General features: G+C 54.0%; 23 protein-coding genes and 1 pseudogene. 11 read left to right on the forward strand and 13 right to left on the reverse strand.

Translation table 11 applies throughout. The annotated features are described in order from the left end of the window. The 9 genes from EL143_RS03160 to EL143_RS03200 all read left to right on the forward strand — a co-directional run bounded on the left by EL143_RS03160 (position 1) and on the right by EL143_RS03200 (position 10,413). Positions 1 to 3,132 (forward strand): ATP-binding cassette domain-containing protein, encoded by a 3,132-nt coding sequence (locus tag EL143_RS03160; RefSeq protein WP_085416050.1) that lies wholly within the window; start codon positions 1 to 3, stop codon positions 3,130 to 3,132. A gap of 35 nt (positions 3,133 to 3,167) precedes the next feature. Further along, positions 3,168 to 3,620 (forward strand): methyltransferase family protein, encoded by a 453-nt coding sequence (locus EL143_RS03165; protein WP_085416051.1) that lies wholly within the window; start codon positions 3,168 to 3,170, stop codon positions 3,618 to 3,620. 122 nt (positions 3,621 to 3,742) lie between these two features. After that, complete coding sequence (locus EL143_RS03170) at positions 3,743 to 4,609, forward strand: alpha/beta fold hydrolase (protein WP_085416053.1); 867 nt, start codon at positions 3,743 to 3,745, stop codon at positions 4,607 to 4,609. Positions 4,610 to 4,665: 56 nt separating this feature from the next. After that, entirely contained in the window at positions 4,666 to 5,406 is a 741-nt protein-coding gene (locus EL143_RS03175; RefSeq protein ID WP_085416056.1) for an HD domain-containing protein, read from the forward strand. Between the two features lie 34 nt (positions 5,407 to 5,440). Beyond that, complete coding sequence (locus tag EL143_RS03180) at positions 5,441 to 6,562, forward strand: ABC-2 transporter permease (protein WP_085416057.1); 1,122 nt, start codon at positions 5,441 to 5,443, stop codon at positions 6,560 to 6,562. Positions 6,563 to 6,598: 36 nt separating this feature from the next. Beyond that, positions 6,599 to 7,354: a methylated-DNA--[protein]-cysteine S-methyltransferase gene (locus tag EL143_RS03185; protein WP_085416058.1), complete on the forward strand. Its 756-nt coding sequence runs from the start codon at positions 6,599 to 6,601 to the stop codon at positions 7,352 to 7,354. 53 nt (positions 7,355 to 7,407) lie between these two features. Beyond that, on the forward strand, positions 7,408 to 7,959 hold the full coding sequence (locus EL143_RS03190) for a hypothetical protein (protein WP_085416060.1): 552 nt from the start codon (positions 7,408 to 7,410) through the stop codon (positions 7,957 to 7,959). A 239-nt stretch (positions 7,960 to 8,198) separates the two neighbouring features. Continuing rightward, positions 8,199 to 8,888 carry a DNA alkylation repair protein gene (locus EL143_RS03195; protein WP_085416061.1) on the forward strand — a complete coding sequence of 230 codons (690 nt, stop codon included), beginning with the start codon at positions 8,199 to 8,201 and terminating at the stop codon, positions 8,886 to 8,888. 67 nt (positions 8,889 to 8,955) lie between these two features. After that, a complete protein-coding gene (locus EL143_RS03200; RefSeq protein ID WP_085416062.1) occupies positions 8,956 to 10,413 on the forward strand; it encodes an efflux transporter outer membrane subunit in 1,458 nt (485 codons plus the stop codon). A gap of 253 nt (positions 10,414 to 10,666) precedes the next feature. Here EL143_RS03200 and EL143_RS03205 read toward each other — a convergent pair whose 3' ends face one another. After that, entirely contained in the window at positions 10,667 to 11,293 is a 627-nt protein-coding gene (locus EL143_RS03205; RefSeq protein ID WP_085416063.1) for an opacity family porin, read from the reverse strand. A 301-nt stretch (positions 11,294 to 11,594) separates the two neighbouring features. On the opposite strand from EL143_RS03205, the gene EL143_RS03210 reads away from it, so the two are divergent. Beyond that, positions 11,595 to 12,866, forward strand: a complete 1,272-nt coding sequence (locus EL143_RS03210) for an O-acetylhomoserine aminocarboxypropyltransferase/cysteine synthase family protein (protein ID WP_085416111.1) — start codon at positions 11,595 to 11,597, stop codon at positions 12,864 to 12,866. A gap of 150 nt (positions 12,867 to 13,016) precedes the next feature. Here EL143_RS03210 and glmS read toward each other — a convergent pair whose 3' ends face one another. The 12 genes and pseudogenes from glmS to EL143_RS03265 all read right to left on the reverse strand — a co-directional run bounded on the left by glmS (position 13,017) and on the right by EL143_RS03265 (position 24,349). Continuing rightward, complete coding sequence (gene glmS, locus EL143_RS03215) at positions 13,017 to 14,855, reverse strand: glutamine--fructose-6-phosphate transaminase (isomerizing) (protein WP_085416064.1); 1,839 nt, start codon at positions 14,853 to 14,855, stop codon at positions 13,017 to 13,019. 145 nt (positions 14,856 to 15,000) lie between these two features. Further along, positions 15,001 to 16,374 carry a bifunctional UDP-N-acetylglucosamine diphosphorylase/glucosamine-1-phosphate N-acetyltransferase GlmU gene (gene glmU, locus EL143_RS03220; RefSeq protein WP_085416065.1) on the reverse strand — a complete coding sequence of 458 codons (1,374 nt, stop codon included), beginning with the start codon at positions 16,372 to 16,374 and terminating at the stop codon, positions 15,001 to 15,003. A gap of 46 nt (positions 16,375 to 16,420) precedes the next feature. Beyond that, complete coding sequence (locus tag EL143_RS03225) at positions 16,421 to 16,681, reverse strand: spore cortex protein (RefSeq protein ID WP_085416067.1); 261 nt, start codon at positions 16,679 to 16,681, stop codon at positions 16,421 to 16,423. A gap of 68 nt (positions 16,682 to 16,749) precedes the next feature. Beyond that, complete coding sequence (locus EL143_RS03230) at positions 16,750 to 17,421, reverse strand: pyrimidine 5'-nucleotidase (protein WP_085416068.1); 672 nt, start codon at positions 17,419 to 17,421, stop codon at positions 16,750 to 16,752. 237 nt (positions 17,422 to 17,658) lie between these two features. Beyond that, the gene (gene metG, locus EL143_RS03235; RefSeq protein ID WP_085416069.1) at positions 17,659 to 19,740 is read right to left on the reverse strand and encodes a methionine--tRNA ligase; all 2,082 of its coding nucleotides are present in this window, start codon (positions 19,738 to 19,740) and stop codon (positions 17,659 to 17,661) included. A gap of 219 nt (positions 19,741 to 19,959) precedes the next feature. Further along, the gene (locus tag EL143_RS03240) at positions 19,960 to 20,235 is read right to left on the reverse strand and encodes a chaperone modulator CbpM (RefSeq protein ID WP_085416070.1); all 276 of its coding nucleotides are present in this window, start codon (positions 20,233 to 20,235) and stop codon (positions 19,960 to 19,962) included. 3 nt (positions 20,236 to 20,238) lie between these two features. Further along, positions 20,239 to 21,228 carry a DnaJ C-terminal domain-containing protein gene (locus tag EL143_RS03245; RefSeq protein ID WP_085416071.1) on the reverse strand — a complete coding sequence of 330 codons (990 nt, stop codon included), beginning with the start codon at positions 21,226 to 21,228 and terminating at the stop codon, positions 20,239 to 20,241. Positions 21,229 to 21,362: 134 nt separating this feature from the next. Then, positions 21,363 to 22,685: a murein transglycosylase A gene (gene mltA / locus EL143_RS03250; protein WP_085416072.1), complete on the reverse strand. Its 1,323-nt coding sequence runs from the start codon at positions 22,683 to 22,685 to the stop codon at positions 21,363 to 21,365. A 135-nt stretch (positions 22,686 to 22,820) separates the two neighbouring features. Then, on the reverse strand, positions 22,821 to 23,249 hold the full coding sequence (locus EL143_RS03255) for a DUF3617 domain-containing protein (protein ID WP_085416073.1): 429 nt from the start codon (positions 23,247 to 23,249) through the stop codon (positions 22,821 to 22,823). 185 nt (positions 23,250 to 23,434) lie between these two features. Continuing rightward, a complete protein-coding gene (locus EL143_RS12825; protein ID WP_269471233.1) occupies positions 23,435 to 23,569 on the reverse strand; it encodes a hypothetical protein in 135 nt (44 codons plus the stop codon). A gap of 40 nt (positions 23,570 to 23,609) precedes the next feature. After that, a pseudogene (locus tag EL143_RS03260) lies at positions 23,610 to 23,924 on the reverse strand (IS3 family transposase); the annotation flags it as partial. 203 nt (positions 23,925 to 24,127) lie between these two features. Continuing rightward, complete coding sequence (locus EL143_RS03265) at positions 24,128 to 24,349, reverse strand: hypothetical protein (protein ID WP_085416075.1); 222 nt, start codon at positions 24,347 to 24,349, stop codon at positions 24,128 to 24,130. Between the two features lie 167 nt (positions 24,350 to 24,516). Here EL143_RS03265 and EL143_RS03270 point away from each other — a divergent pair, with 167 nt between their 5' ends. Continuing rightward, entirely contained in the window at positions 24,517 to 26,370 is a 1,854-nt protein-coding gene (locus EL143_RS03270) for a ribonuclease catalytic domain-containing protein (protein ID WP_085416076.1), read from the forward strand. Positions 26,371 to 26,541 lie beyond the last annotated feature (171 nt).

Below are 26,541 nucleotides of genomic sequence, written 5' to 3' on the forward strand. Positions count from 1 at the left end.
ATGATAAACAACCCCGCCGTCTCCCTCCGCTCCGTTTCCCACCGCTACGGCAAAACCGTAACGGCGCTGGACGATGTGTCGCTGACCATCCCGCGCGGGGTAACTGTGGGCTTAATCGGTCCCGACGGAGTGGGCAAATCGACGCTGTTGTCGCTGATTGCCGGCGTTAAAATCATTCAGAGCGGCACGGTGGAGGTGTTCGGGTACGACATGGCCGCCAAAGCGGCGCGGCAGGCGTTGTCGCACCGTATTGCCTTTATGCCGCAGGGTTTGGGGCGCAATCTGTATCCCACTTTGAGCGTGTATGAAAACGTCGACTTCCATGCGCGGCTGTTCGGCCTGAATGCCGCCGAACGCAAAGCGCGCATCAGCCGTCTGCTCGCAGCCACCGGTTTGGCACCGTTTCCCGACCGCGCGGCGGGCAAGCTCTCGGGCGGGATGAAGCAGAAGCTGAGTTTATGCTGCGCATTGGTGCATTCGCCCGATCTGCTGATTCTCGACGAGCCGACCACCGGTGTCGACCCGCTGTCGCGCCGCCAGTTTTGGGCGTTGGTGGACGAATTGCAGGCCGAAAGTGCGGGCATGACGGTAATCGTGGCCACCGCCTACATCGAAGAGGCGGAACGTTTCGGCCATCTGCTGGCGATGGACGACGGCAAACTGCTGGTCAACAAGCCCACCCGCGAGGTGATGCGTGACAGCGGTGCGGCCACACTGGAAGCCGCCTATGTGCAGATGCTGCCGTCTGAAAAACAGCAAGGCTTGGGTGGGTTGGAGATGGTGCCGTTTGCGCCCGATCCCGCTTCTCCTCCGGCAATCGAAGCACACGGTTTAACCAAACGGTTCGGCAGTTTTACCGCGGTGGATCATGTGAGTTTTACGATTCAGAAAGGCGAAATCTTCGGCTTTCTCGGCTCTAACGGCTGCGGCAAATCCACCACCATGAAAATGCTTACCGGCCTGCTGGAAGCCAGCGAAGGCAAGGCCGAATTGTTGGGGCGGCCGATTGAAGCGGGCAATATCCAAACGCGGATGCGTGTGGGCTATATGTCGCAGGCGTTTTCGCTGTATGAAGAACTGAGCGTACGCGACAACTTGATGCTGCATGCCCGCCTCTACCAAATGGGCGCGGCCGGCGAACAGGCGGTGGCCGATGCGCTGGTTCAGTTCGACCTCAGCGATGCCGCCGCTGCCAAACCCGCCTCGCTGCCTTTGGGCATCCGCCAACGGCTGCAACTGGCGGCGGCCTGCCTGCACAAACCCGAAGTGCTGATTCTCGACGAACCGACCTCCGGCGTCGATCCCGCCGCCCGCGACATGTTTTGGCGGCATCTGCTCAAACTCTCGCGCGAAGACAAAATCACCATATTTGTGTCGACCCACTTCATGAACGAGGCCGAACGCTGCGACCGCATTTCCTTCATGCACAAAGGCCGCGTGCTGGCGGTGGGCACCCCCGCCGAACTGGTGGCGCAATACCGTGTGCAGAATTTGGAAGAAGCGTTTGTGCGCTATCTGTTGGATGACGAGATGCGCGAAAGCCTGTCTGAAAGGCCGTCTGAAACGGCGACTTCCGCGCAAGCAAACGCGCAAACAAATAATGCCGCCGTGCCGCCGCAACAAACTGCCGATTCGGAGAGGCCGTCTGAAACCGAAAGCGTGGCCCGACTGGCGGCGAGGATTGTTCGGTCGGATCAGGATTTGGACGTGCAGGCAGGGATAAGGCCGTCTGAAAATGTCCGTTCCGACAGCAGCCTTGCTTCCTCGCAAGCGGAAGAGAAGCAAACGGTTATTGCACCGGAAGCCTCAGTTTCTTCCACCCCAGACGAACCGTGTTTGGAAACCGGCAAGATTACAGAAAGGGAACAAGCCGCCGATGTTTCAGACAGGCCGTCTGAAACCGAAAGTGTGGCTCAAGTTGCAGCAAAGAGCGCGCAGGAAAATCAGGATTCGGATGCGCAAACAGGCAACAGGCCGTCTGAAAACACACCGCCGACCGACACCTTGAAATACTGGCTGGCAAGCGTGCGCACGTTTGCTTTACGTGAAACCAAAGAATTGCTGCGCGACAAGGTGCGGCTGTTTTTCGCCTTAGCGGGGCCGGTGATTTTGATGGTGGCTTTGTCGTGGAGTGTGTCGTTCGACGTGAAAGACCTCACGTTTACCGTGCTCGACCGCGACCAAACCACGGAAAGCCGCCGCCTTACCGAATATTTTTCCGGTTCGCGCTATTTTCAGCAACAGCCGCCGCTCTCGTCGCCAAGCGATATCGACACCGCCTTGCAGTCGGCGAAAACGCGTTTGGTGATTGAGATTCCCGAAGGTTTCGGGCGCGATATGCTGGCGGGCAGGCGGCCGGAAGCGGCGTTTTATGTCGACGGCGCGATGCCGTTCAACGCCAGCAACATCCAAGGCTATATCGGCGGCATTTTTGCGCTGTACGGGCAGGATTTGGCGCGCGAAACGGGGCTGACGCTGCCGCCTCCCGCGGCCAAAATCGAGCAGCGGTTTATGTATAATCAGGATTTTGAAAGCATTTTCGCCATCGCGCCGGGCGTGTTGATGCTGGTGCTGATGCTGATTCCGGCGATGATGTCTGTGGTCGGGGTGGTGCGCGAACGCGAAATCGGTTCGATTTCCAATTTCTACACCTCGCCCGCCACCGTGCCGCAGTTTCTGCTCGGCAAGCAGCTGCCGTATATTGCGGTGGGCATGGTGAATTATGTGGTGCTCACGGCGATGATGGTGTTCGGCTTCGGCGTGCCGGTGAAAGGTTCGCTGCTGGTGCTGACGGCGGGCACGCTGATTCTGCTGTTTGTGTCCACGGCGCTGGGCTTGCTGGCTTCGACCATCGTGCGCTCGCAAGTGGCGGCCATCAGCCTCACCGCGATTGTGATTATGATCCCGACCTTCAACTATTCCGGCTTTCTGCATCCGCTCTCGTCGATGGAAGGCGGGGCGTACTGGATGGGCAAGCTGATGCCCGCGTCGTGGTATCTCAATATCAGTATCGGCAGCTTCACCAAAGGCTTGGGCGGGCACGACCTGGGCCGCGAAATGCTGGTGCTGCTGGCGTTTTACGTGGTGTATTTCACCTCGGCCTGCTGGATTTTGAAGAAGCAGGAAAAATAATGCCTGTCTGAACGTATCGGGCAAAAGGAGGCGATATGGAAAACCTGAAAATCCCGCCGGTGCTGCAATTTATCGCCTGCGCTGTATTGATGCGGCTGCTGGCGGGTGCGCCGGTGGCGGCTTTGCAATGGCCGTCTGCCGGAGTTTGGGCCTTGCTGCCCGCAGCGGTAGGTTTGGCCGTCGGCGCGGCGGGCGTGGCGGCTTTCAGACAGGCACAAACCACGATGAACCCGGTTCATCTGGACAAAGCCTCCCGTTTGGTGAGCAGCGGCGTTTACCGTTTTACCCGCAACCCGATGTATTTGGGCTTATTGCTGATGCTCGCGGCTTGGGCGCTGTGGCTGGGACACGGCCTGTCTTGGCTCGGGCTGCCGCTATTTGTCGCCGGCATGAACCGCTTTCAAATCCGCCACGAAGAGCGCGTGCTGGCGCAAAAATTCGGCGAGGATTATTTGAGCTATTGCCGTAAGGTAAGGCGTTGGGTTTAAGGGAATGCCTGTCTGAAAAGGCTATACAACCATTCTATAAGCCGGCCCGAATATTGAGATACTGAATCCATACGGGTTGGCTGAAAATATAAACGCGCTTCATATTTTGGAAAAGATGCATTATGAACACTATCGAAACACATACTTTAACCCTGTCTGACGACCTTTCGGTCGCCTGCCACACCGCAGGCCGGCCCGAAGAAGAAGCCTGGGTATTTCTGCACGGCGGCGGTTTGGATTCGGCGATGCTGTCGTGGCGCGAAATCATAACGCAGTGGCCGGGCAACGAATATCTGGTTGCCCCCGACCTGCCCGGCTACGGCCAAAGCAGCAAACCCGATATCGACTACACGCTGGATTTTTACACCGAGCTTCTCTACACTCTTTGGAAAACGCTGGGCCTGCAGCGTATCAACTTATGCGGCCTGTCGCTCGGCGGCAGCGTGGCTTTGCAGTTTGCTTTGCGCTACCCCCACCTGCTCAAGCGGCTGGTGTTGGTGGCGCCGTGGGGTATCAGCACCGAGCTGCCGTGGCCGCGGTTGGGCGGCTGGTATGCCCGCTCGCGCTGGAACCTGCCGGCCTACCGCCTATGCGCCAGCCGCCTGCTGACCCGCCGCCTGATTGCCGCCACACTATTCGGCGATGCCGGCAAAATCAGCGCAGAATTGGTTGGCGAAGTGCGCGCGGCTGCGCTGGAAGAAGAGGCCGGCAAAGCATTCCAATCTTTCCAGCTCAGCGAAACCTACGGCGGCAAACCCACAGGCCGCCTGCTGCCGGAGCTGCCGAAAATCGATTTCCCCGTGCTGCTGGTACATGGCGATAAAGATCCGGTTATCCCGCTTGCCGATGCCGAAGCCGCTGCAACCATCATGCCCAACGCACAGCTGGAAATTTTTGAAGAACACAAACACTGGCCGCAAAAAGAAAGCCCCGAACGATTTTTGCAGACACTGGCGGACTTTTCCGAAGCAACCGCTGAGGTAGTGTGATATGCCTGTCTGAAAACAATCGAATCTGCTGTAAAAAATAAGTCAGGAGGAAAATAATGAGCAATATAGGAAAATATCAGTGGGCAAAACAAACGTCAGGCATTCTAAACATGCGTGAAAAATTTGAGCTGATGCTGATGATAATTCAGTCGGAATGGAAACTCGCTTGCGAAAAGCGCCGTTATCGTAACAAGCTGCTGGAGCGTGCCGATGAAATTACCATCCCCGACAGTCGACTTATCCGTAATGTTTTTCAAGATCTTGAAATCTTATACTCTCCCACATTGCAGCTACACTGCATCCGTACTTATTGCTGGGCATTTTTACTTGCAAGGGCAGACAAGGTACATACCGATTTAGAACAGCTCTACCTTGCCTCTATGCTGCATGATTTAGGTTTGGCTCCGCAACACGTGCATCACGCACAATGCGGTTGCTTTGCCGTTTACGGTGCCGAGCAAGCAACACAGCTCTTGGAAAAACACGATGCCGACAAATCCTTGCAGCATATTGTTTATGAAGCCATCAGCGCACATTTGAATCCATGGATAAGCCCTTCTGATTTTCATAATGTTTCCATATATGTAGGACAAGGTGCTTTTTTGGATGTAACAGGTAAAAGGCTGTTTAAAATCCACACTGAAAATAAAAACACTGTGTTACAAGCATATCCTCGCACATCTTTTCAAACAGAGATCTTGGCTACCATGAGCCAACCTCATCATAAAAGTACACGGGCAGGCCTGATGCAAAAAGCCTTTATTAAAATGGTTAAATCCAATCCTCTGGATATTTAACCAAAAAAATTAAACCATGCCTCAAGATAAGCCCATGCGCAGCATTAAAAACATTTTCTACTTAGCACAAAAAGAACTCCGCAGCCTGTTTTCCGACTTGGTGCTGATGGTGCTGATTGTGTTTATGTTTACGGTTACGATTTTTTCCGCCGCCCAAATCGACCCGGGCGTGAAAAACGCTGCCGTGGCGGTGGTGGACGGCGACCGTTCGGCGCTTTCCTACCGCCTACGTGATGCCGTGCGCGAGCCGTTTTTCCAGCCGCCGCAGGAAGTGGAAGCGGAGGTGGTAAATCAGGCCATGGACAAGGGCGAGTATATTTTTGCATTGGAGATTCCGCCGAACTTCGAGCGCGATGTGCTGATGGGGCGCAGCCCCGAGTTGTTGTTGCAAGTAGATGCCACCGCCATGTCGCAGGCAGGTTTGGGCGCGGCTTATCTGACCCGCATTCTGGAGCGCGAAACGGCAGAGTTTGCGCGGCAGCAGCCGGCGGAAAAATGGCTGCCCGTGAAGCCGGTAATCCGTTCGCATTTCAACGCCAATGCCGAAGGCAGCTATTACGGGCCGCCGATGGAGTTGGGCAATATGGTGCTGGTGTTGGCGCTGATTTTGGTGGGCGCGGCAGTTATCCGCGAGCGCGAACACGGCACCATCGAGCATCTGCTGGTGATGCCGGTGAACGCCGCCGAAATCATGCTCGCCAAAGTGCTGGCCAACAGCGCGATGATTTTGCTGGTGTCGATATTGGCAATGTGGATGGTGGTGAAGGGCATACTCGGCGTGCCGATTTACGGCTCCATCATGCTCTACGGCTTCGGCGTGGCCGTGTATCTGTTTTCGATTGCCGCGCTGGCGGTGATGCTTGCCACGATTGCGCCGAGCATGGCGCAGTTCGGCCTCTTGATGATTCCGCTGTACATGGTGCTGCTGCTGTTTTCCGGTGTGGCCTCGCCGCGCAACAATATGCCCGCAGCGGCGCAATGGATCAGTGAATATTGGCCGAGCACGCAGTTTATTCAATTTGCCCAAAGCGTGCTGTTCCGCAATGCCGGCCTCAGCATCGTGTGGCCGCAACTGTTAGCAATGGCTTTGACCGGCTTGCTGTTTTTGGTATTTGCGTTGATGCGGTTTAGAAAAATGCTGGAGCAACAGGGCTGAGGTTTTCAGACGGCCGTCTTAGAGAAAGGAAACGTAATGGATATCCGCCATTTGCCCGATCCGCAAACACAGCTTCCCGCACGATGGCAGGCTTATGCTGCATGGCTGGCTGCACGGGGAAATCCGCCCAAATCCTACCGCGACCACCCGTTTGAATCGCCAGACGAACTGGCGGCTCTGAAAAAAGATTTCGAACGGTACGTCGGCATGTCGCTCGGTCAGTACATCCGCCTGAAACGCATCATGCACTTGCTGGCACAACGCAACAACAAACACGGCAACGAGCTGATGGTCTCTGTATCTGCCACGCCGTTGGGGCAGATGCTGGCCGTATTCAGCACACAAGGCTTGTGCCTGCTGGAGTTTCCCGAGCGCAAAATGCTGGAGAGCGAACTTTTGGCGGTGCAAAAAGCATTTCAAGCGGATTTTGTGTGGCGCGACACGGCGCACAGCCAAACTTTACAGCAAGAGTTGAATCTGTATTTTGAAGGCCGTCTGAAAAACTTCTCCACGCCGCTTGATCCAGTCGGTACGCCGTTTCAGCGGCAAGTTTGGCGAGAACTGCAAAGCATTCCCTACGGCGAAACCCGCAGCTACAAACAACAGGCGGAACGCATCGGCAAACCGCAGGCCGTGCGTGCCGTAGCCGCGGCCAACGGGCAGAATAAGATTTCCATCCTGATACCGTGCCACCGCGTGATTGGCAACAACGGTGATTTAACCGGCTACGGCGGCGGCCTTGCGCGGAAAAAGGCGTTATTGGCATTGGAAGGCGTAATCTCTGTTGTTTGAAAAAAATGACGGGAACGCCTGCAACATTTTAATTGAAAGGAACAGAAATAAAGATGAGTTCAGCTTCAAATATATTCTGTAATAAAACTGTATGGTGGTTACTATTTGCAGCAACAATGACAGTATATCTGATTATGCTTACCGTTACCCTGCCTCAATTACAGGTATTTTCAGACGGCCTTAGAGTACCGGATATGATGGTTTCGGGCTACGATACTGCATATTTACAGCAATTTTTCAGCAAATTAGGTAGTTCAGGCAGGCAATTTTATCTTTGGCGACAGCTCCCGCTTGATATGCTTTACCCTGCTTTGTTTGCCGCCACTTATTCGGTTCTGCTGGCGTATTTATCCTTAAAAACAGGGAGGAAAGCAAAGATATGGAGAAAAGCCCTGCCTTTATTACCGTTGATTGCGGGTTTATTTGATTATCTTGAAAACATATTATTAATCGTACTGTTACGCCAGTATCCACAAGTATCTGTCATACAGGCCGCAACTGCATCAGTGTTTACAGTATGTAAATCGGCATTCGGTGCATTGAGTTTGCTGGCTGTATCCGTTTTACTGGTTATTTGGATATGGAAGCGCGGCACAAAATACTGAAATAATAAAATCCCCTGTTACTGCAACACAGGAGCAAAGCATGAAACTGTTTAAAACCAACAACTTGGTTTCCATTATCAATGGTGGTGTATTATGAAAATGCGCTGGTGCGATATCAAACACGGCCCGGAGGGCTGATGAGATGCCAGATGGAAGGCAACGGCATTTCTTTTGTGCAGCTTAAAGAATAACTTGCAGGCTCGAATGGCATTGTTGGCCGTCTGAAAAAGGTGCATACAATGAATTACGAAGAACTGCTCGCTATCCTTACCCGCGAAGCCGACCCCGAACGCGCCGTGCCGATGAAAGCCTATATGAAGCACCGTTTCGACTATCTCGGCATCAGCAAGCCGCGTTTGGCTCAAATCTGCAAGCCGTTGTTTAAAAATGCGGCGGCAGCAGAAGTTGACTGGCGGTTTGTCGAACAATGTTGGGCTAATCCGCACCGCGAGCTGCAATACTGTGCGCTTGAGTATCTGAAAACCATGCAGAAAAAGCTCACGCCGCTAGACATTCCGCACCTGAAAAAGCTGATTACCGAAAAATCGTGGTGGGATACGGCGGACGTGCTCGACCGCATTGTCGGCGGCATCGCTTTGGTTTACCCCGAAACCAATGCCGTGCTGCTGGATTGGAGCAACAGCGGCAATATCTGGCTGCGGCGCGTCGCCATCGACCACCAGCTTTTGCGCAAAGACAAAACCGACACCGCGCTGCTGGAGCAAATTATCTGCAACAATTTGGAGCAAAAAGAGTTTTTCATCAACAAAGCCATCGGCTGGGCGTTGCGCGATTACAGTAAAACCAACCCCGAATGGGTGCGGGCATTTATCGAACGGTATCGCAGCCGTATGGCGAAACTCAGTATCCGCGAGGCGGAGAAATATGTGCAAGCCGCATTACCGAAACAATCTGCACAAACGTTTTAGCGAAACTCACAAAGTTTGCTTTCAGACGGCCTCCATGCCTGTCTGAAAATAAAGATAAGGAAAAGCCATGAAACCCCGTTTGAACCCTGTTGCAAGCAGCCTGATGTTGGCGTTGATGCTCGCCGCCTGCAAAAGCACCGTTGTGCCGCTCGACAGCAAAATCAATATTCCGCAAGCCTTCAGCCAAGCAGAAGCGGCGCGCGGCAGCGCGGAAATCGGCCGCTGGTGGCAGCATTGGAACGATCCCGTACTCAGCCGCTTAATCGAACAAGGTTTGCAGCAAAACCACGATATCCAAATCGCCCGCAGCCGTTTGAACGAAGCGCGCGCCATTGAGCGCTTGGCCGATGCCGACAAAGGCCCGACGGTTGGCGCGGGCGCGGAAGCATCGCGCCTCAACGCCCGCATCAGCAACCCGCTGAGCGACGAAGCGCGCTCCTTGTTGGGCAGGATTCCGCAGGCTGCCGATTTGGCGGGCGAGCGTTTCACGTTGAAAGGCAACAGTCTTACGGGTGGCTTTTCCGCGTCGTGGGAGCCGGATATTTTCGGGCAGAAACGCAGCGATGCCGATGCCGCCGCTTATGCCGCACTCGGCAGGCAGGAAGAAGTGTACGGTACGCAAGTGCTGATCGGTGGCGAAATTGCCGAACATTACCTGCAAGCCCGCGCTGCCCAAGCACGTTTGAAGTCGGTAAACCGCAATATCGCCACCGTCGAGCGGCTGGCGAAATATGTGCAAGGCCGTTTCAAAGCAGGCCATGTTACCGCTTATGAAGTGGACGAAGTCGCTGCCAAGCTCACCGCCTTGCGCGCCAAACAAAGCACCATCGAATCGGAATACGCCGCCCATGTGCGCAGCATTGCCGTGCTTACCGGCCAAACCCCGCAAACCTTTGCCCTGCCCGAAAGCAGCGTCAACATCTTAAGCGCGCAACCCGCCGCCCCGAGCGGCCAAACCCCGCAAGGCTTGCTTGAGCGCCGCCCCGACATCCGCGCCCATGCCGCGCAAGTGAACGCCTACGCTGCCAAGCTCGCCAGCGCCAAAGCCGATTTGCTGCCGCGGTTTACCATCGAATTTTTGGGCAGAGGCACCATCAGTATCGACAGCGACAGCGATTTAAAAGGCTGGGGCAGCTTAATCAAAGCGGGCATCAAAGTGCCGATTTTCACCAACGGACGCATCAAAGCCAATATCGCCGCCGCCGATGCACGGCTTCAGACGGCCTTATTGCAATACGACCAAAACATTCTCAAAGCCCTCGGCGAAGTGGACAGCGCATATCAGGCACACAGCGCACTCACCCGCCAAAACACCTTGCTCGTTACCGCGCACAAACAGGCGGCAAAACAGGCGGGCAATGCCGAAAAACTGTTTAAATACGGCCAGAAAACGCTCGATAACGCCCTCACCGCACGCCTGAACGAAGAAGCGGTGCGGGAAAACCTGATTCAATCGCAACTGGCACGCGCGCGGATGCTGATCGGTTTGTATAAGGCTTTGGGCGGCGGTTGGCATGCCGATTAGAAGATAAAGAGGAAATGCCTGTCTGAAAAAGAAAAACGTGTTTTCAGACAGGCATATAGTTAAATCCCTTGGATAATAGTACCGTCATACTCGGGCTTGACCCGAGTATCTCGAGTTTCAGTAAATTTGGGGATACTCGGGTCAAGCCCGAGTATGACGTGTGTGCTTTTTCTTAAGTTGATTGGCTATGATGTAAAAAAGCGTACCGCCGAAGCAGTACGCTTTTTTTATGTCAGCCAAAAAGGGTTTTGAATCAGTTGAATGTGTAGCGCACACCGGCAGATACTTCATGCGCTTTCAGGTCTGAATCCAAACGGTTATAGCGGTAGCCCACGTCGGCGGCCAGATTGTTGCTGAATTTGTAGCCCACACCGGCCATGGCGCCGTAGCCTACTTTGGTTTTGCTTTCGGAAGTGTGGGAGCGGGTGCCGGCTGAAACGCCATGCGATTCATATTTCAACCGGTTGGCTGATATGCGCGCGCCAACATAGGGTTGGAAGTTGGATTGTAGCGGCACGTCGTAAATCACAGATGCGCCCATGCCTTGGGCTTTCACTTTAACGTCCAACTGCTCGTTGCCTTTTTGGGCGCTGTCGTTCATGTTTTTATAGTGGGTGTAATCACCAGCCACGCGCACGTCGCCGAAATCATAACCGGCGCTCACACGGGGCATAAAGCCTGAATCTTTGTACGAGTTTTTCAGGTCTTTGAATGTGTCGCGTACTTTGAATTTCTCGTCATCATCTACTTTTACATTGGCTAAGCCTATATCGCCTTGAATGTAGGGACCGGTTACTTCATCGGCGATTGCAGCGGTAGAAAACGATACTCCCAAAGCTGCCGCCACAAAGGCAGCCAAACGTGCAGATTGATGTTTCATGGGGAAACCTTTCTTGAGTTGATTTGATTATGAGCAGATATGCTCATTGCCTTTTTCATTGATATTGATACAGGTGCCTAAAATTGTAGCAAGCCTGATGTTAAAGCAAACAGGCTTTGTGTAAGCTTGTTTTTTATTTTTACCTAAATTGTTGCAGATTGTAAAAACGGCTCAATGCGCCTTGAATCCCGCAGATTCGGCTTGCGCTTTTATCGAGCCTTCCGGATCAGCTGCGGTGCGCCGCTCTAATCATGTACAATGGCAATTTTATTATGCACTCGCACAACACAACGGAGCAAATATGAAACTCGAAACCCAAGCCATTCACGTCGGCTATAAGCCGGAACCCACCACCAAAGCCGCAGCCGTGCCGATTTATCAAACCACCAGCTACGCGTTTGACAACACCCAACACGGTGCCGATTTGTTTAACCTCAACGTGGCCGGCAATATCTACACCCGCATCATGAACCCCACCACCGCCGTTTTGGAAGAGCGTTTGGCCGCCATTGAAGGCGGTATCGCCGCCTTGTGCGTGGCCAGCGGCATGGCGGCGATTACCTACGCCATCCAAACCATCGCCGAAGCGGGCGACAACATCATCGCCACCAAAACCCTCTACGGCGGCACGTTTAACCTGTTTGCCCACACCCTGCCCAAACAAGGCATCGAAGTGCGCTTTATCGACCCGGCCAAGCCCGAAGAAATCGCCGCCAACACCGATGCGCGCACCAAACTGGTTTACTGCGAAAGCATCGGCAACCCCGCTATCAATGTGGTTGACCTGCGCGCCTTCGCCGAAGCCGCACACGCGCAAGGTTTGCCTTTAGTAGTGGACAACACCGTCGCTTCGCCCGCCTTGTGTCGCCCGATTGAGCTGGGAGCCGACATCGTGGTGGAATCCCTCACCAAATACATAGGCGGCCACGGCACCAGCATCGGCGGCGCGATTATCGACGGCGGCAAATTCGACTGGAGCAAAGGCGAACGCTTCAAAGTGTTGACCACGCCCGACGTGTCTTACCACGGCGTGAATTACAGCGAACACTTCGGCCCCGCCGCATTCATTGCCCGCGCCCGCGTCGTGCCGCTGCGCAACACCGGTGCCGCCATCAGCCCGATGAACGTATTTTTAATCCTGCAAGGTCTCGAAACCCTTGCCCTGCGCATGGAACGGCACAGCGACAACGCGCTGAAAGTGGCCGAATTTCTGCAAAAACACCCGCAGGTGAATTGGGTAAACTATCCCGGCTTGGCCGACAGCCCCTACAAAGCCCTGATTGAGCGCGACTTCGCCGGCAAAGCCTCCGGCCTGCTCAGCTTCGGCATCAAAGGCGGCATCGAAGCCGGCGGCAAGTTTATCGACGCGCTGCAACTGTTCACCCGCTTGGTCAACATCGGCGACGCCAAATCTTTGGCCACCCACCCCGCCAGCACCACCCACCGCCAATTGAATGCCGAAGAATTGGCACAAGCGGGCGTGAGCGAAGACATGGTTCGCTTGTCTGTCGGCATCGAACATATCGACGATTTGCTGGCCGATTTGGAACAGGCTTTGGCTGCGGCGGGTTAATCAAGAACAACCCAAACACCAGCGCTTGCTTTGGCTGAAATACATCAATGCCTGTCTGAAAAGGTTTCAGACAGGCATTGATTAGCAATAAAGATCACAAAAGTACACACAAAAAGCCGCATGATTATGCGGCTTTTACTATACCTGCATTTACTCCACGGTTACGGATTTTGCAAGGTTACGCGGCTTATCCACATCGGTACCGCGTGCCAATGCTGCATGGTAAGAGAGAAGCTGCACCGGCACGGTGTGTACGATGGGCGACAAGGCGCCGACATGGCGCGGTGTGCGGATAATGTGCACGCCTTCGCTTTCTTCGAAATGGCTGTCCAGATCGGTGAATACAAACAATTCGCCGCCGCGCGCGCCCACTTCCTGCATGTTGGCTTTCACTTTATCCAGCAACTGGTCTTTAGGCGCAATCACCACCACCGGCATGTTTTCATCTACCAAAGCCAACGGGCCGTGTTTCAATTCGCCGGCAGGATAAGCTTCTGCGTGGATGTAGGTAATTTCTTTCAGCTTCAAAGCGCCTTCCAGGGCAATCGGATAATGGATGCCGCGGCCGAGGAACAGTGCGCTGTTTTTCTGGGCGAATTTTTGCGCCCAAGCGGCGATTTGCGGCTCCAAATTCAACACATGCTGGATGCTGCCCGGCAGCTGGCGCAGCTCTTCGATATAATCGTGAGCCTGCTCTTCGTTGACCAAGCCGCGCATTTTGCCCAAGGTAACGGCCAAGCCAAACAAGACAACCAATTGGGTTGTAAATGCTTTGGTGGAAGCTACGCCGATTTCCGCACCGGCACGGGTGTAAAGCACCAACTCGCTTTCGCGCGGCAGGGCGGATTCCATCACGTTACAAATCGACAAGCTGTGTTTGTGGCCTAAAGATTGCGCGTATTTGAGAGCCTCCATTGTGTCGAGCGTTTCGCCGGATTGGGAAATGGTTACAATCAGCTGTTTCGGGTTGGCGATAACGTCACGGTAGCGGTATTCGCTGGCGATTTCCACATCGGTAGGCACTTTGGCGATGCTTTCCAGCCAGTATTTGGCGGTTAATGCGGAATAGTAAGATGTGCCGCAGGCGAGGATTTTGATGCTGTCGATATCGCCGAATACTTCGCGCGCTTTGTCGCCGAAGTTTTCCGGCTCGAAACCGCCGTCCAAAAATACTTCCGCCGTGTCGGATACAGCTTTAGGCTGCTCGTGGATTTCTTTTTGCATGAAATGGCTGTACGGCCCGAGCTCCAGAGAAGCCAGCGAAAGCTCGGATACTTTCACTTCGCGTTGGGCTTCTTGGCCGTTTTTGTCGAGCAATTTGCTGATGCCTTGGGCAGTTAAAAGGCCGATATCGCCGTCTTCCAAATAGGCGATGTTGCGGGTAAACGCAATTACGGCGGATACGTCGGAAGCAATAAAGGTTTCGTTGTCGCCGAAAGCCACCAAAAGCGGGCAGCCCATACGCGCAACCACCATGTTCTCAGGTTGGTCGTTGGCAATCACGCCGATGGCATATGCACCGTGGAAACGGGCGCACGCGGCTTGAACGGCGGCGAATAAATTGTGGCCGTTTTTGGTGTATTCATTGTGAACGCTGTGGGCGATTACTTCGGTATCGGTTTGGGAATCAAAAGTGTAGCCCAAATCCTGCAGGCGTTTGCGCTCTTCTTCGAAGTTTTCGATGATGCCGTTGTGCACCACGGCAATCAGGCCGCCAGAAATATGCGGGTGGGCATTAGGCTCGGTTACGCCGCCGTGTGTGGCCCAGCGTGTGTGGCCGATACCGATATGGCCGCTCACGCCTTCGGCTTTGGCAGCGTCTTCCATCAATTGGACGCGGCCTACGCGGCGCACGCGGGTAATTTCGCTACCGGTTTGCACGGCAATGCCGGAAGAGTCGTAACCGCGGTATTCAAGGCGCTTTAAACCGTCGGTCAGAAAATCTACTACGTTTTGATTGGCGCGGATGGCGCCGACAATACCACACATATTTTTGTATCCTTATATTTAAATCATGCTTTGGCAAGCTTGCTGCTGTGGATTACTTAAAATTCGAACATGGCCGATACACGCTCGGGTGTATGGTTTCAGACAGGCATGGTTAAGGGGTATGCCTGTCTGAAAAACTGCGGCTTTATTGTTCTTTCTTTTCTTTTACGGGGCGTACCCAGCCTTCAATCACGGTTTGACGCGCCCGCGCCAACACCAGCGTGTGTTCGGGGCAGTCTTTGGTAATTACGCTGCCGGCACCGGTAGTGGCGCCGGTTTCAATGCTTACCGGAGCCACAATCATCGAACCTGAGCCGATAAATACATCATCGCCGATAAAGGTTTTATGTTTGTTGACACCATCGTAATTGCAGGTAATGGTGCCTGCTCCGACATTGCTTTGGCTGCCGATTTCGGCATCGCCCAGATAAGTCAAATGGTTGGCTTTGCTGCCTTTGCCCATTACAGTGTTTTTCACTTCGACGAAATTGCCGATATGCACTTCGTCACCCAATTTCGCATTGGGGCGCAAGCGGGAAAACGGGCCGATTTTGGCATGTTCGCCCACTTCGCAACCGTCCAAATGCGAGAACGGGGAAATTTTGGAACCTGCGGCAATTTTGGCATTGCGGATAACGCAGTTCGCGCCGATTTCAACACTGTCGCCCAGCTCTACATCGCCCTCGATAAGCACGTTTGCATCAATCACCACGTCTTGGCCGTGTGTGAGCGTCCCGCGCAAATCAAAGCGCGCCGGGTCGCGAAGGGTTACGCCTGCGGTCAGCAAAGCCTGTGCTTGCTCGGTTTGGAAAATGCGCTCCAGCTCGGCCAGCTGCAATTTGTTGTTGACGCCGGCAGCCAAGTGGGACGCGCGTACTTGAACGGGATGCACGGCTATGCCGTCGCGGTTGGCCAGGCCGATTAAGTCGGTAAGGTAGTATTCGCCTTGGGCGTTATTGCTCTGCAAGGCGTTGAGCCAGCCTTCCAGCTTGTGGTTGGGCAGCACCAAAATACCCGTGTTGATTTCCTGCACGGCTTTTTGCACATCATCGGCATCTTTTTCTTCTACGATGGCAACCACTTTGCCGCCTTCGCGGATGATGCGGCCATAGCCCGTAGGATTGTCGAGCACATCGGTTAACAGGCCCACTTCGTCGCCGGCGGCGCTGAGCAGCGCTTCCAATGTGGTTTTATCAATCAGCGGCACATCACCGTACAGCACTAATGTTTTGCCGTTGGCTGGCAGGTGCGGCAAAGCCACTTTCACAGCATGCCCCGTGCCCAATTGCTCGGTTTGCTCCACCCACACCACATCACGCTTAACGCGCGCCAAAACCTGGTCTTTGCCATGGCCGATAACGACGGCAATGCTTTGCGGATTGAGGCCGGCTGCCGTGTCGATCACACGCTCCACCATCGGCTGGCCGCCGATTTCATGCAGCACTTTGGGTTGTTTGGAATACATGCGCGTGCCTTTGCCGGCCGCGAGGATAACGATATGCAGATTATTTTCGTTCATAATGATTTACTGAATCGGAGGATGGTTTCCAGCCTTGCGGCTTTCATTATTGATTGTATCGGGCAGGCTTTTCCCAGTGTGTACCGCGCGCTTCTTGATCAGTGCCGCTGCTCTGCTGGATGGCATGCTGTTCGGGGCGGAATTCGTTATTGCGCATATTAGGCGAATAGGTGCCGCTCTCATAATAAACAGGGGTTCCTTTCGGATATTTCTGGCGCAGCGAAGTGCGGCCGTCTTCTGTTTGATAAGTTTCCCAAGTACACCCTGTGAGCGCCAGAGCTAAAAGCAGGCAATGGATATAACGCATGATGATTCCTTAATTTCCCGAAATTGGTAAAGGATGGGATTGTAACGGATTTGGCCGTGCTCCAACAATCAAACAGCTTCGCTGCACAGCCCTTGATTTACAGCCCACGCACTTAAAGCATCCATATCGGATATGGCGGCATCAACAAACGGTAGGTCATGGTTTTTTTGGCCGAACCAGAGGGTGGTCATTCCCAGCTTTTTGGCCGCCAGCAGATTTTCTGCGCTGTCGTCAATCATAATACAGCCGCAAGGATCGGCTTTCAATAAACGACAAACGGTTAAATAAGCTTGGTCGGAGGGTTTGTATAACAAGCCGAAATCGTCGGTACCGAATAAAGCCTCGAAGTAACTGCCAAGCGCCATTTTTTCGACAAGTGCAGCCACATAAAAAGACGGGCCGTTGGAAAAAACGGCTTTCTTTCCTTTAAGTTTTGCCAGTGTGGCGGCGGTGTACTCCATGGGAACCAAAGCTTCCAACAATGGCGGCAGCGGGTGGCTGCGTTGGAGAAATTCGTGCACATCGATTTCGGGATGGTGTTTTTGCAGGCCTGCCAAAGTGGCGCCGTAGCGGTGCCAATAATCTTGCCGTACGTGCGAGGCTTTTTCGGTGGGAAGTGCTAATTTTTCCGCCAGATAATCGGTCATATAGCAGTTTATCAGGCCGAAAATAGCGGCATCGGCATGATGCAGGGTGTTGTCGAGGTCGAAAAGCCAAACGGGGTCGGATGGAAAGTTCATGGTGTTTCAGACAGGCATTATGTTGGGAACGGTTGGCGGCATTATTTAAAGCCGACGCAGAAATTTTAGGCGTAACCTCTTGATGATTGCAAAGCTTGCCCGTTGATTGAAGCAACGGCGCAAGCCTTGGTAAACAACAGCCAATGCCTGTCTGAAAAGTTTTCAGACAGGCATTGGTTACGGCCGGACTTCTATACGACACTTACCGCCATACTTGGAAAAATATGGGCAGGAGCCTTAACCCACCTTATCCCCCGGCTGTGCACCTGCATCCACGTCCAGCAGCTTCAATTTGCCGTCTGCCGTGGCGGCGGAAAGAATCATGCCTTCGGATACGCCGAATTTGGCCATTTTGCGCGGGGCGAAATTGGCGACGGCGATGACCATGCGGCCGTTGAGTTCGGCAGGGTTGGGGTAGCTGGCAGCGATGCCGGAGAAGATGATGCGTTTTTCAAAGCCGAAGTCGAGGTCGAATTTGAGCAGTTTGGTGCTGCCTTCGACGGCTTCGCAGTTCAGTACTTTGGCGACGCGCATGTCGATTTTCATGAAGTCGTCGAAGCTCGCTTGCTCGGCGACGGGCGCGTATGGAGATTTTTCGGCGGGGGCGGCTTCGGTTGAGACCGTCTGAATGCTTTGTTTGTTGGCTTCGATTAAATCGTCCACTTGTTTTTGCTCCACTCGTTGCATTAAATGTTCGTATTGGTTGATGGTGTGGCCTTCGGGCAGCACGGTTGCGGCGTCGTCCCAGCGCAGGCCGTCGAGATTGAGGAAGGCGGCGGCGCGCTCGGCGACTTTGGGCAGCACGGGCGCGAGGTAGATGGTGAGGATTTTGAAGGCGTTGATCAGCTCGCTGCACACTTCGTGCAGGCGCGCGTCTTGGCCTTCTTGTTTGGCCAATTCCCACGGTTTGTTGGCATCGACGTATTCGTTCACGGCATCAGCCAGCGCCATGATTTCGCGCAGGGCTTTGGCGTATTCGCGGTGTTCGAAATCGGCGGCGATGTTGTCGCGCTCGGCGGCGAGTTTTTGTACCAATTCGCTGCCTGAAACGCCTTTCAGACGGCCTTCGAAACGTTTGGCGATAAAGCCGGAGGCGCGGGCGGCGATGTTGACGTATTTGCCGACTAAATCGCTGTTGACGCGGGCGATGAAGTCGTTCAGGTTCAAGTCGATGTCTTCGATTTTGCTGTTGAGTTTGGCGGCGATGTAGTAGCGCATCCATTCGGGGTTGAGGCCGCCGTCGAGGTAGGATTTGGCGGTGATGAAGGTGCCGCGCGATTTGGACATTTTTTGGCCGTCGACGGTTAAAAAGCCGTGGGCGAACACGCCGGTGGGGGCGCGGTGGCCGCTGAATTTGAGCATGGCGGGCCAAAACAGGGCGTGGAAGTAGAGAATGTCTTTGCCGATGAAGTGGTACATCTCGGTTTGGCTGCCTGCTTGGAAATATTCGTCGTAATTCAGGCCGGTGCGGTCGCACAGGTTTTTGAACGAGGCCATGTAGCCGACGGGTGCGTCGAGCCAAACGTAGAAATATTTGCCGGGTGCGCCAGGGATTTCGAAGCCGAAATAAGGTGCGTCGCGGCTGATGTCCCAATCGGAAAGGGTGGTTTCGCCGTTTTCTCCGCCGCCCAGCCATTCGTTCATTTTGTTGAGGGCTTCGGCTTGCAGGTGCGGCTGGATGCGGCCGTCTGAAAGTGTGGTGCTGCCCGAAGTCCATTCTTTCAGGTAGTCGGCGCACTCGCCCAGCTTGAAGAAGAAGTGTTCGGATTCTTTCAGCACGGGAGTGGCGCCGGATACGGCGGAATAGGGGTTGATCAGCTCGGTGGGCGAATAGGTGGTGCCGCACGATTCGCAGTTGTCGCCGTATTGGTCTTTGGCGTGGCATTTCGGGCATTCGCCTTTCACGAAACGGTCGGGCAGGAACATGTTTTTTTCGGAGTCGAACAGCTGCTCGATGACGCGGCTTTCGATTTTGCCGTTGGCTTTGAGGGCAAGGTAGATTTGTTCGGAAAGCTGTTTGTTTTCAGGCGAATGGGTGCTGTAATAGTTGTCGTAGCCGATGTGGAAGCCGGTGAAGTCGGCCAAATGCTCTTCGCGCACTTTGGCAATCATGTCTTCGGGCTTCATGCCTTGTTTTTGGGCGGCCAGCATCACGGGCGTGCCGTGAGTGTCGTCGGCGCAGCAGTAATAGCATTCGTGGCCGCGCAGTTTTTGAAAGCGCACCCAGATGTCGGTTTGGATGTGTTCGACCATGTGGCCTAAGTGGATGCTGCCGTTGGCATACGGCAGGGCGGAAGTGACGAGGATTTTGCGTGTCATGGTTTGTCTTTAAGGGTTTAATCTTTAATTATGGAATCGGCGGTTATTATAGCTGTGAAAACCAATATTTCATACAAGGCGGCAGGGGTCGAGGGCACTTGGCGACGATATAGACATGCCTGTCTGAAAATGATGCCCTTAATGAAGCAATCGCTTTTTCAGACAGGCATTCGTGTGCATAAGCATCTAAAGCCAATAAACTGGCAAGGCTTCGCTGTATCAGAAGCCGGATGTCTGACTTTTGCGCAGGCTTTCCAGTTCGTCCAGCAATTCCAAAATCAGCGCGGTGGCGGGTGCGCTGGCTTCGAAATCGCGGCTGATGCGGCGGGCACGTCGGATGCGGGCAAGCTGGAAGCCGCTGAAGCTGGCCTGTTGCGGGCTGCCGCTCACGGAAATGATTTCTTCTTCTATGATGCGCACTACCCAGTCGGTATCATCGCCGCAGGCGTGAACGATTTCGTTGAAACTTAGTTGTACGTCTTGCTCGTGGTTCATGGTTTATCCTTTCGCACCGTAGTGTTCCGCCAGATTTTGCCATACTGCCTTGTCGGCTTCGCTGTCGGCACGCGGCAGAACGATGTTGATGGTCAGATACAGGTCGCCGGCTTCTTTGGCCGGAATGCCTTTGCCTTTGAGGCGCAGGTTTTGGCCGTTGCGGCTGTTGGCCGGTACGTTGACATTCACTCGGCCGGCGGGGGTGGCGACTTCCATTTGGCCGCCGGTTGCCGCCGTCCACGGCATCACGTCGATGCGCCGGTAAACGTCTTTGCGGTCTTTCACATATAGGTTTTGCGATTCGCGGAAACGGATTTTCAAGTATAAATCGCCGTTGCCGCCGCCGTTGAACCCGGGCAAACCCTGCCCGCGCAGGCGGATTTGCTGGCCTTCGCCTATGCCTTTGGGGATTGTTACATGCAGGGTTTTGCGCTCGTAGGCCATTTCGCCTTCGGGTGTGAGCGTGGGCATGTCGATACTCAGGCTGCGCTCGCTGCCTTCGTAAGCGGCGGCGATGTCGATGCTCAGCTCGGCATGTTGGTCTTCGCCCCGAACCGGGCCGGCGGGGCGTGATGCGCGGTGACGGCGGGCTTGGCCGAAAGCGGAGAATATGTCGTCGAAGCGGAAATCGCCGCTGCCGAAAGGCTGGCCGTCACCAAAGTGGCTGCTGTCGAAGTTATAATATTGATAGCCGCCCTGGCCGGGATTGAAACCTTCAAACCCTTCAAAGCCGCCGTAGCCCTGCCCGCCGCCTGTCTGCTGATACTGCTTGAACGGGTTGGCGAGCATTTCGTCATATTCGGCGCGCTTTTCAGGGTCTTTCAAGGTATTGTAGGCCAGATTGATTTCGCTGGTTTTTTGGTCGGCATCCGGGTCTTTGCTCACGTCGGGATGATATTTGCGAACCAGTTTTCGGTAGGCCTTTTTGATGTCGTCGGTGCTGGCATCTTTGCTGAGGCCGAGTACCTCGTAATAGTTTTTTTCAGTTGCCATAGTTGTCTCGCATGTTTGTATAAAATTTTATTCTTTTCAACATGATGACAATATATTAAAAAGCAAGTCCCGTTTTCGGTAAAAAATATGCCTGTCTGAAAACTTTCAGACAGGCATATTGGCTTATCCAAAGGCTACGGGCGGTATTGCGGCTGCACGCCGTTGGGCAGCAGCTGCCACACATAGCCTGTGTGTTTCATCTTGCCCGCTACTTGGCCGGCTTCATCGCCGTAGCCCCAGAAATAGTCCACCCGCACGGCGCCGCGGATGGCGGAGCCGGTGTCTTGCGCCATCATCAGACGGTTAAGCGCGTGGTTGCTTACGGGATGGGTGGTGGCCACGAAAATCGGTGCGCCCAAGGTAATGTAGCGGCGGTCAACCGCTCCGGCAAATTCGCCGTGCAGCGGCGTGCCCAATGCACCGATGGGACCTTCGTCTTCCTTGCCGTCAAGCTTGCGGAAAAATACATAGCTGGGGTTTTGCCCGAGCACTTCGGCCAGATGCGAGGGGTTTTGCTGCATCCATGCTTTGATGCCCTGCATGGTGGTTTTGCCTAAGGGCAGATAGCCTTTGTCGGCCATATAGCGGCCGATAGACACATAAGGATGCTCGTTTTTATCGGCATAACCGAGGCGGATGTAGTCGCCCTTCGGAGTTTTCAGGCGGCCGGAACCTTGGATTTGCAGAAAGAAAAGTTCCACCGGATCATCGGCATAACCGAGGATGGGGGCTTTGCCGTCGATCGCGCCGCCGTTGATTTGGGCGCGGGTGTAATAAGGAATAAAGCGGTTGCCGCTCACAAAACGGCCTTTGATGCTTTTGCTACGCTCGTTGATGGGGAAATCGTTGAGGTTGGCGGTGTATTGCCCGTCGGCAGCGATGGCGCCTTTGTTGTCGCCGGTGGGTTTCACGCGAACCGTGCCTTTTGATGCGCGCAGGTTGGCGGGCAGCTCAACCGACACAAAATCGCCGGGAATACCGTAAATCGGGAAACGCGCTTTGCCGGTGGCTTTGCTGTCGCCGTGCAGCACCGGCTCGTAATAGCCGGTTATCGTGCCTGCCAGATTGCCGTTTTCGCTCACTTCCCACACGGTAAAATAGCGCTCGAAAAAGTGCTTGGCGGAAAAGTAGTTGCGCGAAGTGCGCTCGGCTTGGGCGCACACGTTCTGCCATTCGATGCGGGCTTTCAGCTTGGTGCAGCCGCTTTTGAAAGACTCGAGGCTGCGCACAAAATGCTGGGTATTCCAATGCGGAAGCGCATGGTAAGACACGGCGCGGTAGCTGGCCGGGCTGCCTGCGGGGTTCACTATCGTGCCGGGTGCGGCCGGCGAGCCGGTAGGCAGCGCGCCGCCTTTGCCGATGGGCACATAGCCGCCGGCTTTCTTGCCGGTGGAACATGCCGCCAAAAAGGCGGTAAGGCCGATGAGGGAATAAGTTACAAGGGTTTTGCGGTTCATATCAAGAAGGACGGCTGCTGATTGTTTTCAGCTTCGCGGCAACCCGCGTAGCTCGTTTTCAGACAGGCATGGTCAAAGTGGATAAACAAAGGGCAGACTATATCAGCTTATGGCAAACTCACCAAATCGGGCGCTTTATTCCGCGCAGGATGCGGTTTGCCCGCCTTTGCGGCGCATGGTGCCTGAAGCGGTGTAGCTTTTGTCTTTGCGGCTGTAAATGGTTTGGGTAAACCGGATTTCGTTTTCGCCCAGCTTTTCATATTCCGCATCAAAGCTCATGGTTTCGCACGCGGCTTTAAACGAAGCCTTGTTGCCCCGGCTTTGAAAATTGCTCACTTTGCAGTTTTCCGCCGCAAGGCTGTCGGCCTGCGCTTTGGGGTAATCGGTGCTGCTTTTTTGGCTGATGCAGATGCTTTCGCTGCCTTTTACACTGTCGGTGCTGTTGCTGGTTTTGTCGTGCCAGGAAATCGTGTGCGGCCATTGCCATTCGCCGGATTGAACGGAAAACGCCTGCGCACCGGCCGCAGCCGCGCAGAACGTGAGAAACAAAAACGGTTTGTCCATAAATTGCTTTCGGTTGGTGGGGATTCGGTTGGCTAAACATTATAAGATAATGCCTGTCTGAAAAAGTTTCAGACAGGCATAAACTATGGTTAATCAACACATTTTTAATATAAGGCAGTAATCCGAAGACAGTACGGCAAGGCACGGCAACGCCGTAGTAAAAGTTAAGTTGATTAACTATATAATTATCCTATGCTGCGCCCCATACTTTGACTTTGCTCGTAAGCAGCGATTTCCATCGCCCGCTGCTCTGCAGCCAATGCCAAGTCACGTTCCGCCTGTCGGGATTGGATAACGTTTTCTTTAAGAGTCGTAGCCAATGAACTGTCCCCCAATCCTTGGACAAGTTAAGAATATTTCTCAAACAGCCTCTTCAAGCTGAGTCCTGTAGGCCACAGGGCTCAGCTTTTTTAAGTTTAAACTAATGCGTTCATGATTGTAATAATGTATGTAATCATTGATCACCGTTGTCAGCTCGGCCACCGATAACGCACCTTCTTCGTAGAAGCTTTCCGTTTTCAATGTACCGAAGAAACTCTCCATCGGCGCATTGTCCCGGCAGTTGCCTTTGCGCGACATACTTTGCACAATCCCGTTCTCAGCCAATTTCGCCCGATAAGCACTTGTCCGATACAGTACGCCTTGGTCGGAATGCAGCAGCGGTGTTGCTCCTTTCAGACGGCCGAATGCGTTATCCGGCATTTGCGTTACCATTTTACCGTTCGCTCTGCGGCTTGTTGAAGTGTTCTGCGGTGCGCTGTTGGCTGTGCACTTGGTGATAATGGAGTACGGCTCGGTATTTGAAGTCTGGTGTATATTTGGACATAAGAAAACTGCACCTTTTTAGTTGGAGGGGTGTCCAACTTTTGGGGTGCAGTTCAGTTTGTATCGGTGTACATCACGTCCTGTACCGTATAATCCACCATCCTCACTTTCCTGCCCCCTAATGTGCCGATAATATCGGGCGCATCGTACACCGGCGGCAATGCGCCGATTTTTTCGATAGGTATCGCGTTGCGCGGCTGCGGGGAACAAGCTGTGGCTGCGGCGGCAGACAGCAGCAATACCGCCCGACAAAATGTTTTTCCGGCAAACTGCATGGTATTTCTCCTTGTCAATATCGATATTTTTGGCCGTCTGAAAATCTTTACCTTTATATTATTATGTAAGAAAAAGATTCTTTGAAGATATTTTAGAATGCCTGTCTGAAACTTTTCAGACAGGCATTATGTTAAAATCACGCCCTTAATCAATAAATGACACCAACATGAATATATTCTACGAAGAAAGCGGCCAATTTAAGGTCGCTTCCGTGATCCAGAAAACCGAAGGCCATTATCAGGTGGAAACACAGCACGGCAAGCGTGTCAAAGTGAAAGCCGCCAATGTGTTTGCCGAATTCGACACGCCGCCGGCAAGCTTTCTCGAAACCGCCGAAGCCGAAGCGGCGCAGATCGATACTGATTTATTATGGGAAGTGTGCGGCGAAGAAGAATTCAGCGCAGCCCAGATTGCCGAAGAATATTACGGCCACGCGCCCACCAAAACCGAGCTGGCGGCTACTTTGATTGCACTTTATGCCGCGCCCGCCTATTTCTATAAAAAAAGCAAAGGCGTGTTTAAAGCCGCGCCGGAAGAAACGCTCAAGCAGGCGCTGGCGGCCATCGAGCGCAAAAAGCAGCAGGATGCGCAAATGGAAGCTTGGTCACAAGCTTTACAGCAGGGCAGCCTGCCCGCAGAAATCGGCGCCGACCTGAAAACCATACTCCACGCGCCCGACAAACAATCGCTCACTTACAAAGCTTTCACCAAAGCCGCCGCCGCCATGAAGCTTTCGCCTTACGAGCTGGCCAAAAAAACCGGCGGCGTTACCTCGTTGGCACAATTTATGCGCGAAGGTTTCGAGCTGAAAAACTATCCTCAGGGCACCGGTTTTCCCGCCGTCGATATTCCGCAGCTGGGCGATTTGCCGCTGGCCGAAGGCATTGAAGCCTTTTCGATTGACGACGAAAGCACCACCGAGGTGGACGACGCTTTATCCGTGCAGGATATCGGCGGCGGCATCAAGCGCATCGGCATCCATATCGCCGCGCCCGCATTGGCGGTGGCGCCGGGCAGCGACATTGAAAAAATCATTTTCCAGCGCCAAAGCACCGCCTATTTTCCCGAAGGCAAAATCACCATGCTGCCGGAAAACTGGATCGCCGCCTTCAGCCTCGACACCGGTGCGGCGCGCCCTGCGGTGAGCATCTATTTTGATGTGGACGAAGCGTTTAATGTGAGCAACCCGCAAACCAAAATCGAACGTGTGCAGATTGCCGAAAACCTGCGCATCGGCGCCATCGAGCCGCACTTCAACAGCCAAAGCGGGCTGGATGCCGAAGGCGAAGCCATGTTTGCCCACCACAAAGCCTTAATCTGGTTTTACAGGCTGGCGGTGGAATTGCAGAAGCAGCGCGGCAAATACGATGCCGAAGCGGCGCCGCAATATGATTACGGCATCGGTTTCGGCGAAGCGGGCAAAGTGGAAATCACCGTGCGCGAGCGCGGCTCGCCGATCGACACGCTGGTGTCGGAAATGATGATTCTGGCCAACAGCACTTGGGCGCAAATGCTGCATGAAAACGAAGTGCCCGCCCTGTTCCGCGTGCAGCCCGCCGGCAAAGTGCGCATGAGCACGCAATCGGAGCCGCACATCGGTATGGGCGTGCAGCACTACGGCTGGTTCACTTCGCCGCTGCGCCGCGCCGCCGACTATATCAACCAAAAGCAGCTTATCAGCCTGATTGAAGCGGATGCAGAGCCGCGTTTTGCGCGGGGCGACAATATGTTGTTTGCCGCCATGCGCGATTTTGAATCGACTTACACGGTTTACCATGATTTCCAGCGCGAAATGGAAGCTTATTGGTCTATGGTGTACCTCGCGCAGGAAGGCATCCGGGAAATCAACGGCTTGGTGTTGAAAGAAGAGCTGGTGCGCCTCTGCGGCCTGCCGATGGCCGCCCGCGCCACCGGCATTCCGCTGGAAATTCCGCCGAAAACCACGGTGAAGCTGGCCGTGACGGAAGTGGATCCGGAAAAGCAGGTTTTGGGCTTGAATTATTTGAACGCGGTGGTTTGATATAGCAAACAAACTAAAAAACAGCGCTTTCGTCATACTCGGGTCAAGCCCGAATATGACGAGTTTACTGTTTTCAAGTTGATTCACTATTCTATACTGCCCACATACAAATGCCTGTCTGAAAAAGTTTTCAGACAGGCATTCTTTATCATTCACCGCCGATCGACAGCC

The sequence above is a fragment of the Neisseria canis genome (assembly GCF_900636765.1).
GTDB classification, from domain to species: Bacteria; Pseudomonadota; Gammaproteobacteria; order Burkholderiales; family Neisseriaceae; genus Neisseria; species Neisseria canis.

Coding starts and splice junctions, on each gene's coding strand:
- mltA (WP_085416072.1), bottom strand. CDS start 22,685: ATGAACCGCAAAACCCTTGTAACTTATTCCCTCATCGGCCTTACCGCC.
- EL143_RS03240 (WP_085416070.1), bottom strand. CDS start 20,235: ATGAACCACGAGCAAGACGTACAACTAAGTTTCAACGAAATCGTTCAC.
- EL143_RS03180 (WP_085416057.1), top strand. CDS start 5,441: ATGCGCAGCATTAAAAACATTTTCTACTTAGCACAAAAAGAACTCCGC.
- EL143_RS03185 (WP_085416058.1), top strand. CDS start 6,599: ATGGATATCCGCCATTTGCCCGATCCGCAAACACAGCTTCCCGCACGA.
- glmU (WP_085416065.1), bottom strand. CDS start 16,374: ATGAACGAAAATAATCTGCATATCGTTATCCTCGCGGCCGGCAAAGGC.
- EL143_RS03255 (WP_085416073.1), bottom strand. CDS start 23,249: ATGGACAAACCGTTTTTGTTTCTCACGTTCTGCGCGGCTGCGGCCGGT.
- EL143_RS03160 (WP_085416050.1), top strand. CDS start 1: ATGATAAACAACCCCGCCGTCTCCCTCCGCTCCGTTTCCCACCGCTAC.
- metG (WP_085416069.1), bottom strand. CDS start 19,740: ATGACACGCAAAATCCTCGTCACTTCCGCCCTGCCGTATGCCAACGGC.
- EL143_RS03205 (WP_085416063.1), bottom strand. CDS start 11,293: ATGAAACATCAATCTGCACGTTTGGCTGCCTTTGTGGCGGCAGCTTTG.
- EL143_RS03200 (WP_085416062.1), top strand. CDS start 8,956: ATGAAACCCCGTTTGAACCCTGTTGCAAGCAGCCTGATGTTGGCGTTG.
- EL143_RS03245 (WP_085416071.1), bottom strand. CDS start 21,228: ATGGCAACTGAAAAAAACTATTACGAGGTACTCGGCCTCAGCAAAGAT.
- EL143_RS03270 (WP_085416076.1), top strand. CDS start 24,517: ATGAATATATTCTACGAAGAAAGCGGCCAATTTAAGGTCGCTTCCGTG.
- EL143_RS03175 (WP_085416056.1), top strand. CDS start 4,666: ATGAGCAATATAGGAAAATATCAGTGGGCAAAACAAACGTCAGGCATT.
- EL143_RS03265 (WP_085416075.1), bottom strand. CDS start 24,349: ATGCAGTTTGCCGGAAAAACATTTTGTCGGGCGGTATTGCTGCTGTCT.
- EL143_RS03170 (WP_085416053.1), top strand. CDS start 3,743: ATGAACACTATCGAAACACATACTTTAACCCTGTCTGACGACCTTTCG.
- EL143_RS03190 (WP_085416060.1), top strand. CDS start 7,408: ATGAGTTCAGCTTCAAATATATTCTGTAATAAAACTGTATGGTGGTTA.
- EL143_RS03225 (WP_085416067.1), bottom strand. CDS start 16,681: ATGCGTTATATCCATTGCCTGCTTTTAGCTCTGGCGCTCACAGGGTGT.
- EL143_RS03210 (WP_085416111.1), top strand. CDS start 11,595: ATGAAACTCGAAACCCAAGCCATTCACGTCGGCTATAAGCCGGAACCC.
- EL143_RS03165 (WP_085416051.1), top strand. CDS start 3,168: ATGGAAAACCTGAAAATCCCGCCGGTGCTGCAATTTATCGCCTGCGCT.
- EL143_RS03195 (WP_085416061.1), top strand. CDS start 8,199: ATGAATTACGAAGAACTGCTCGCTATCCTTACCCGCGAAGCCGACCCC.
- glmS (WP_085416064.1), bottom strand. CDS start 14,855: ATGTGTGGTATTGTCGGCGCCATCCGCGCCAATCAAAACGTAGTAGAT.
- EL143_RS03230 (WP_085416068.1), bottom strand. CDS start 17,421: ATGAACTTTCCATCCGACCCCGTTTGGCTTTTCGACCTCGACAACACC.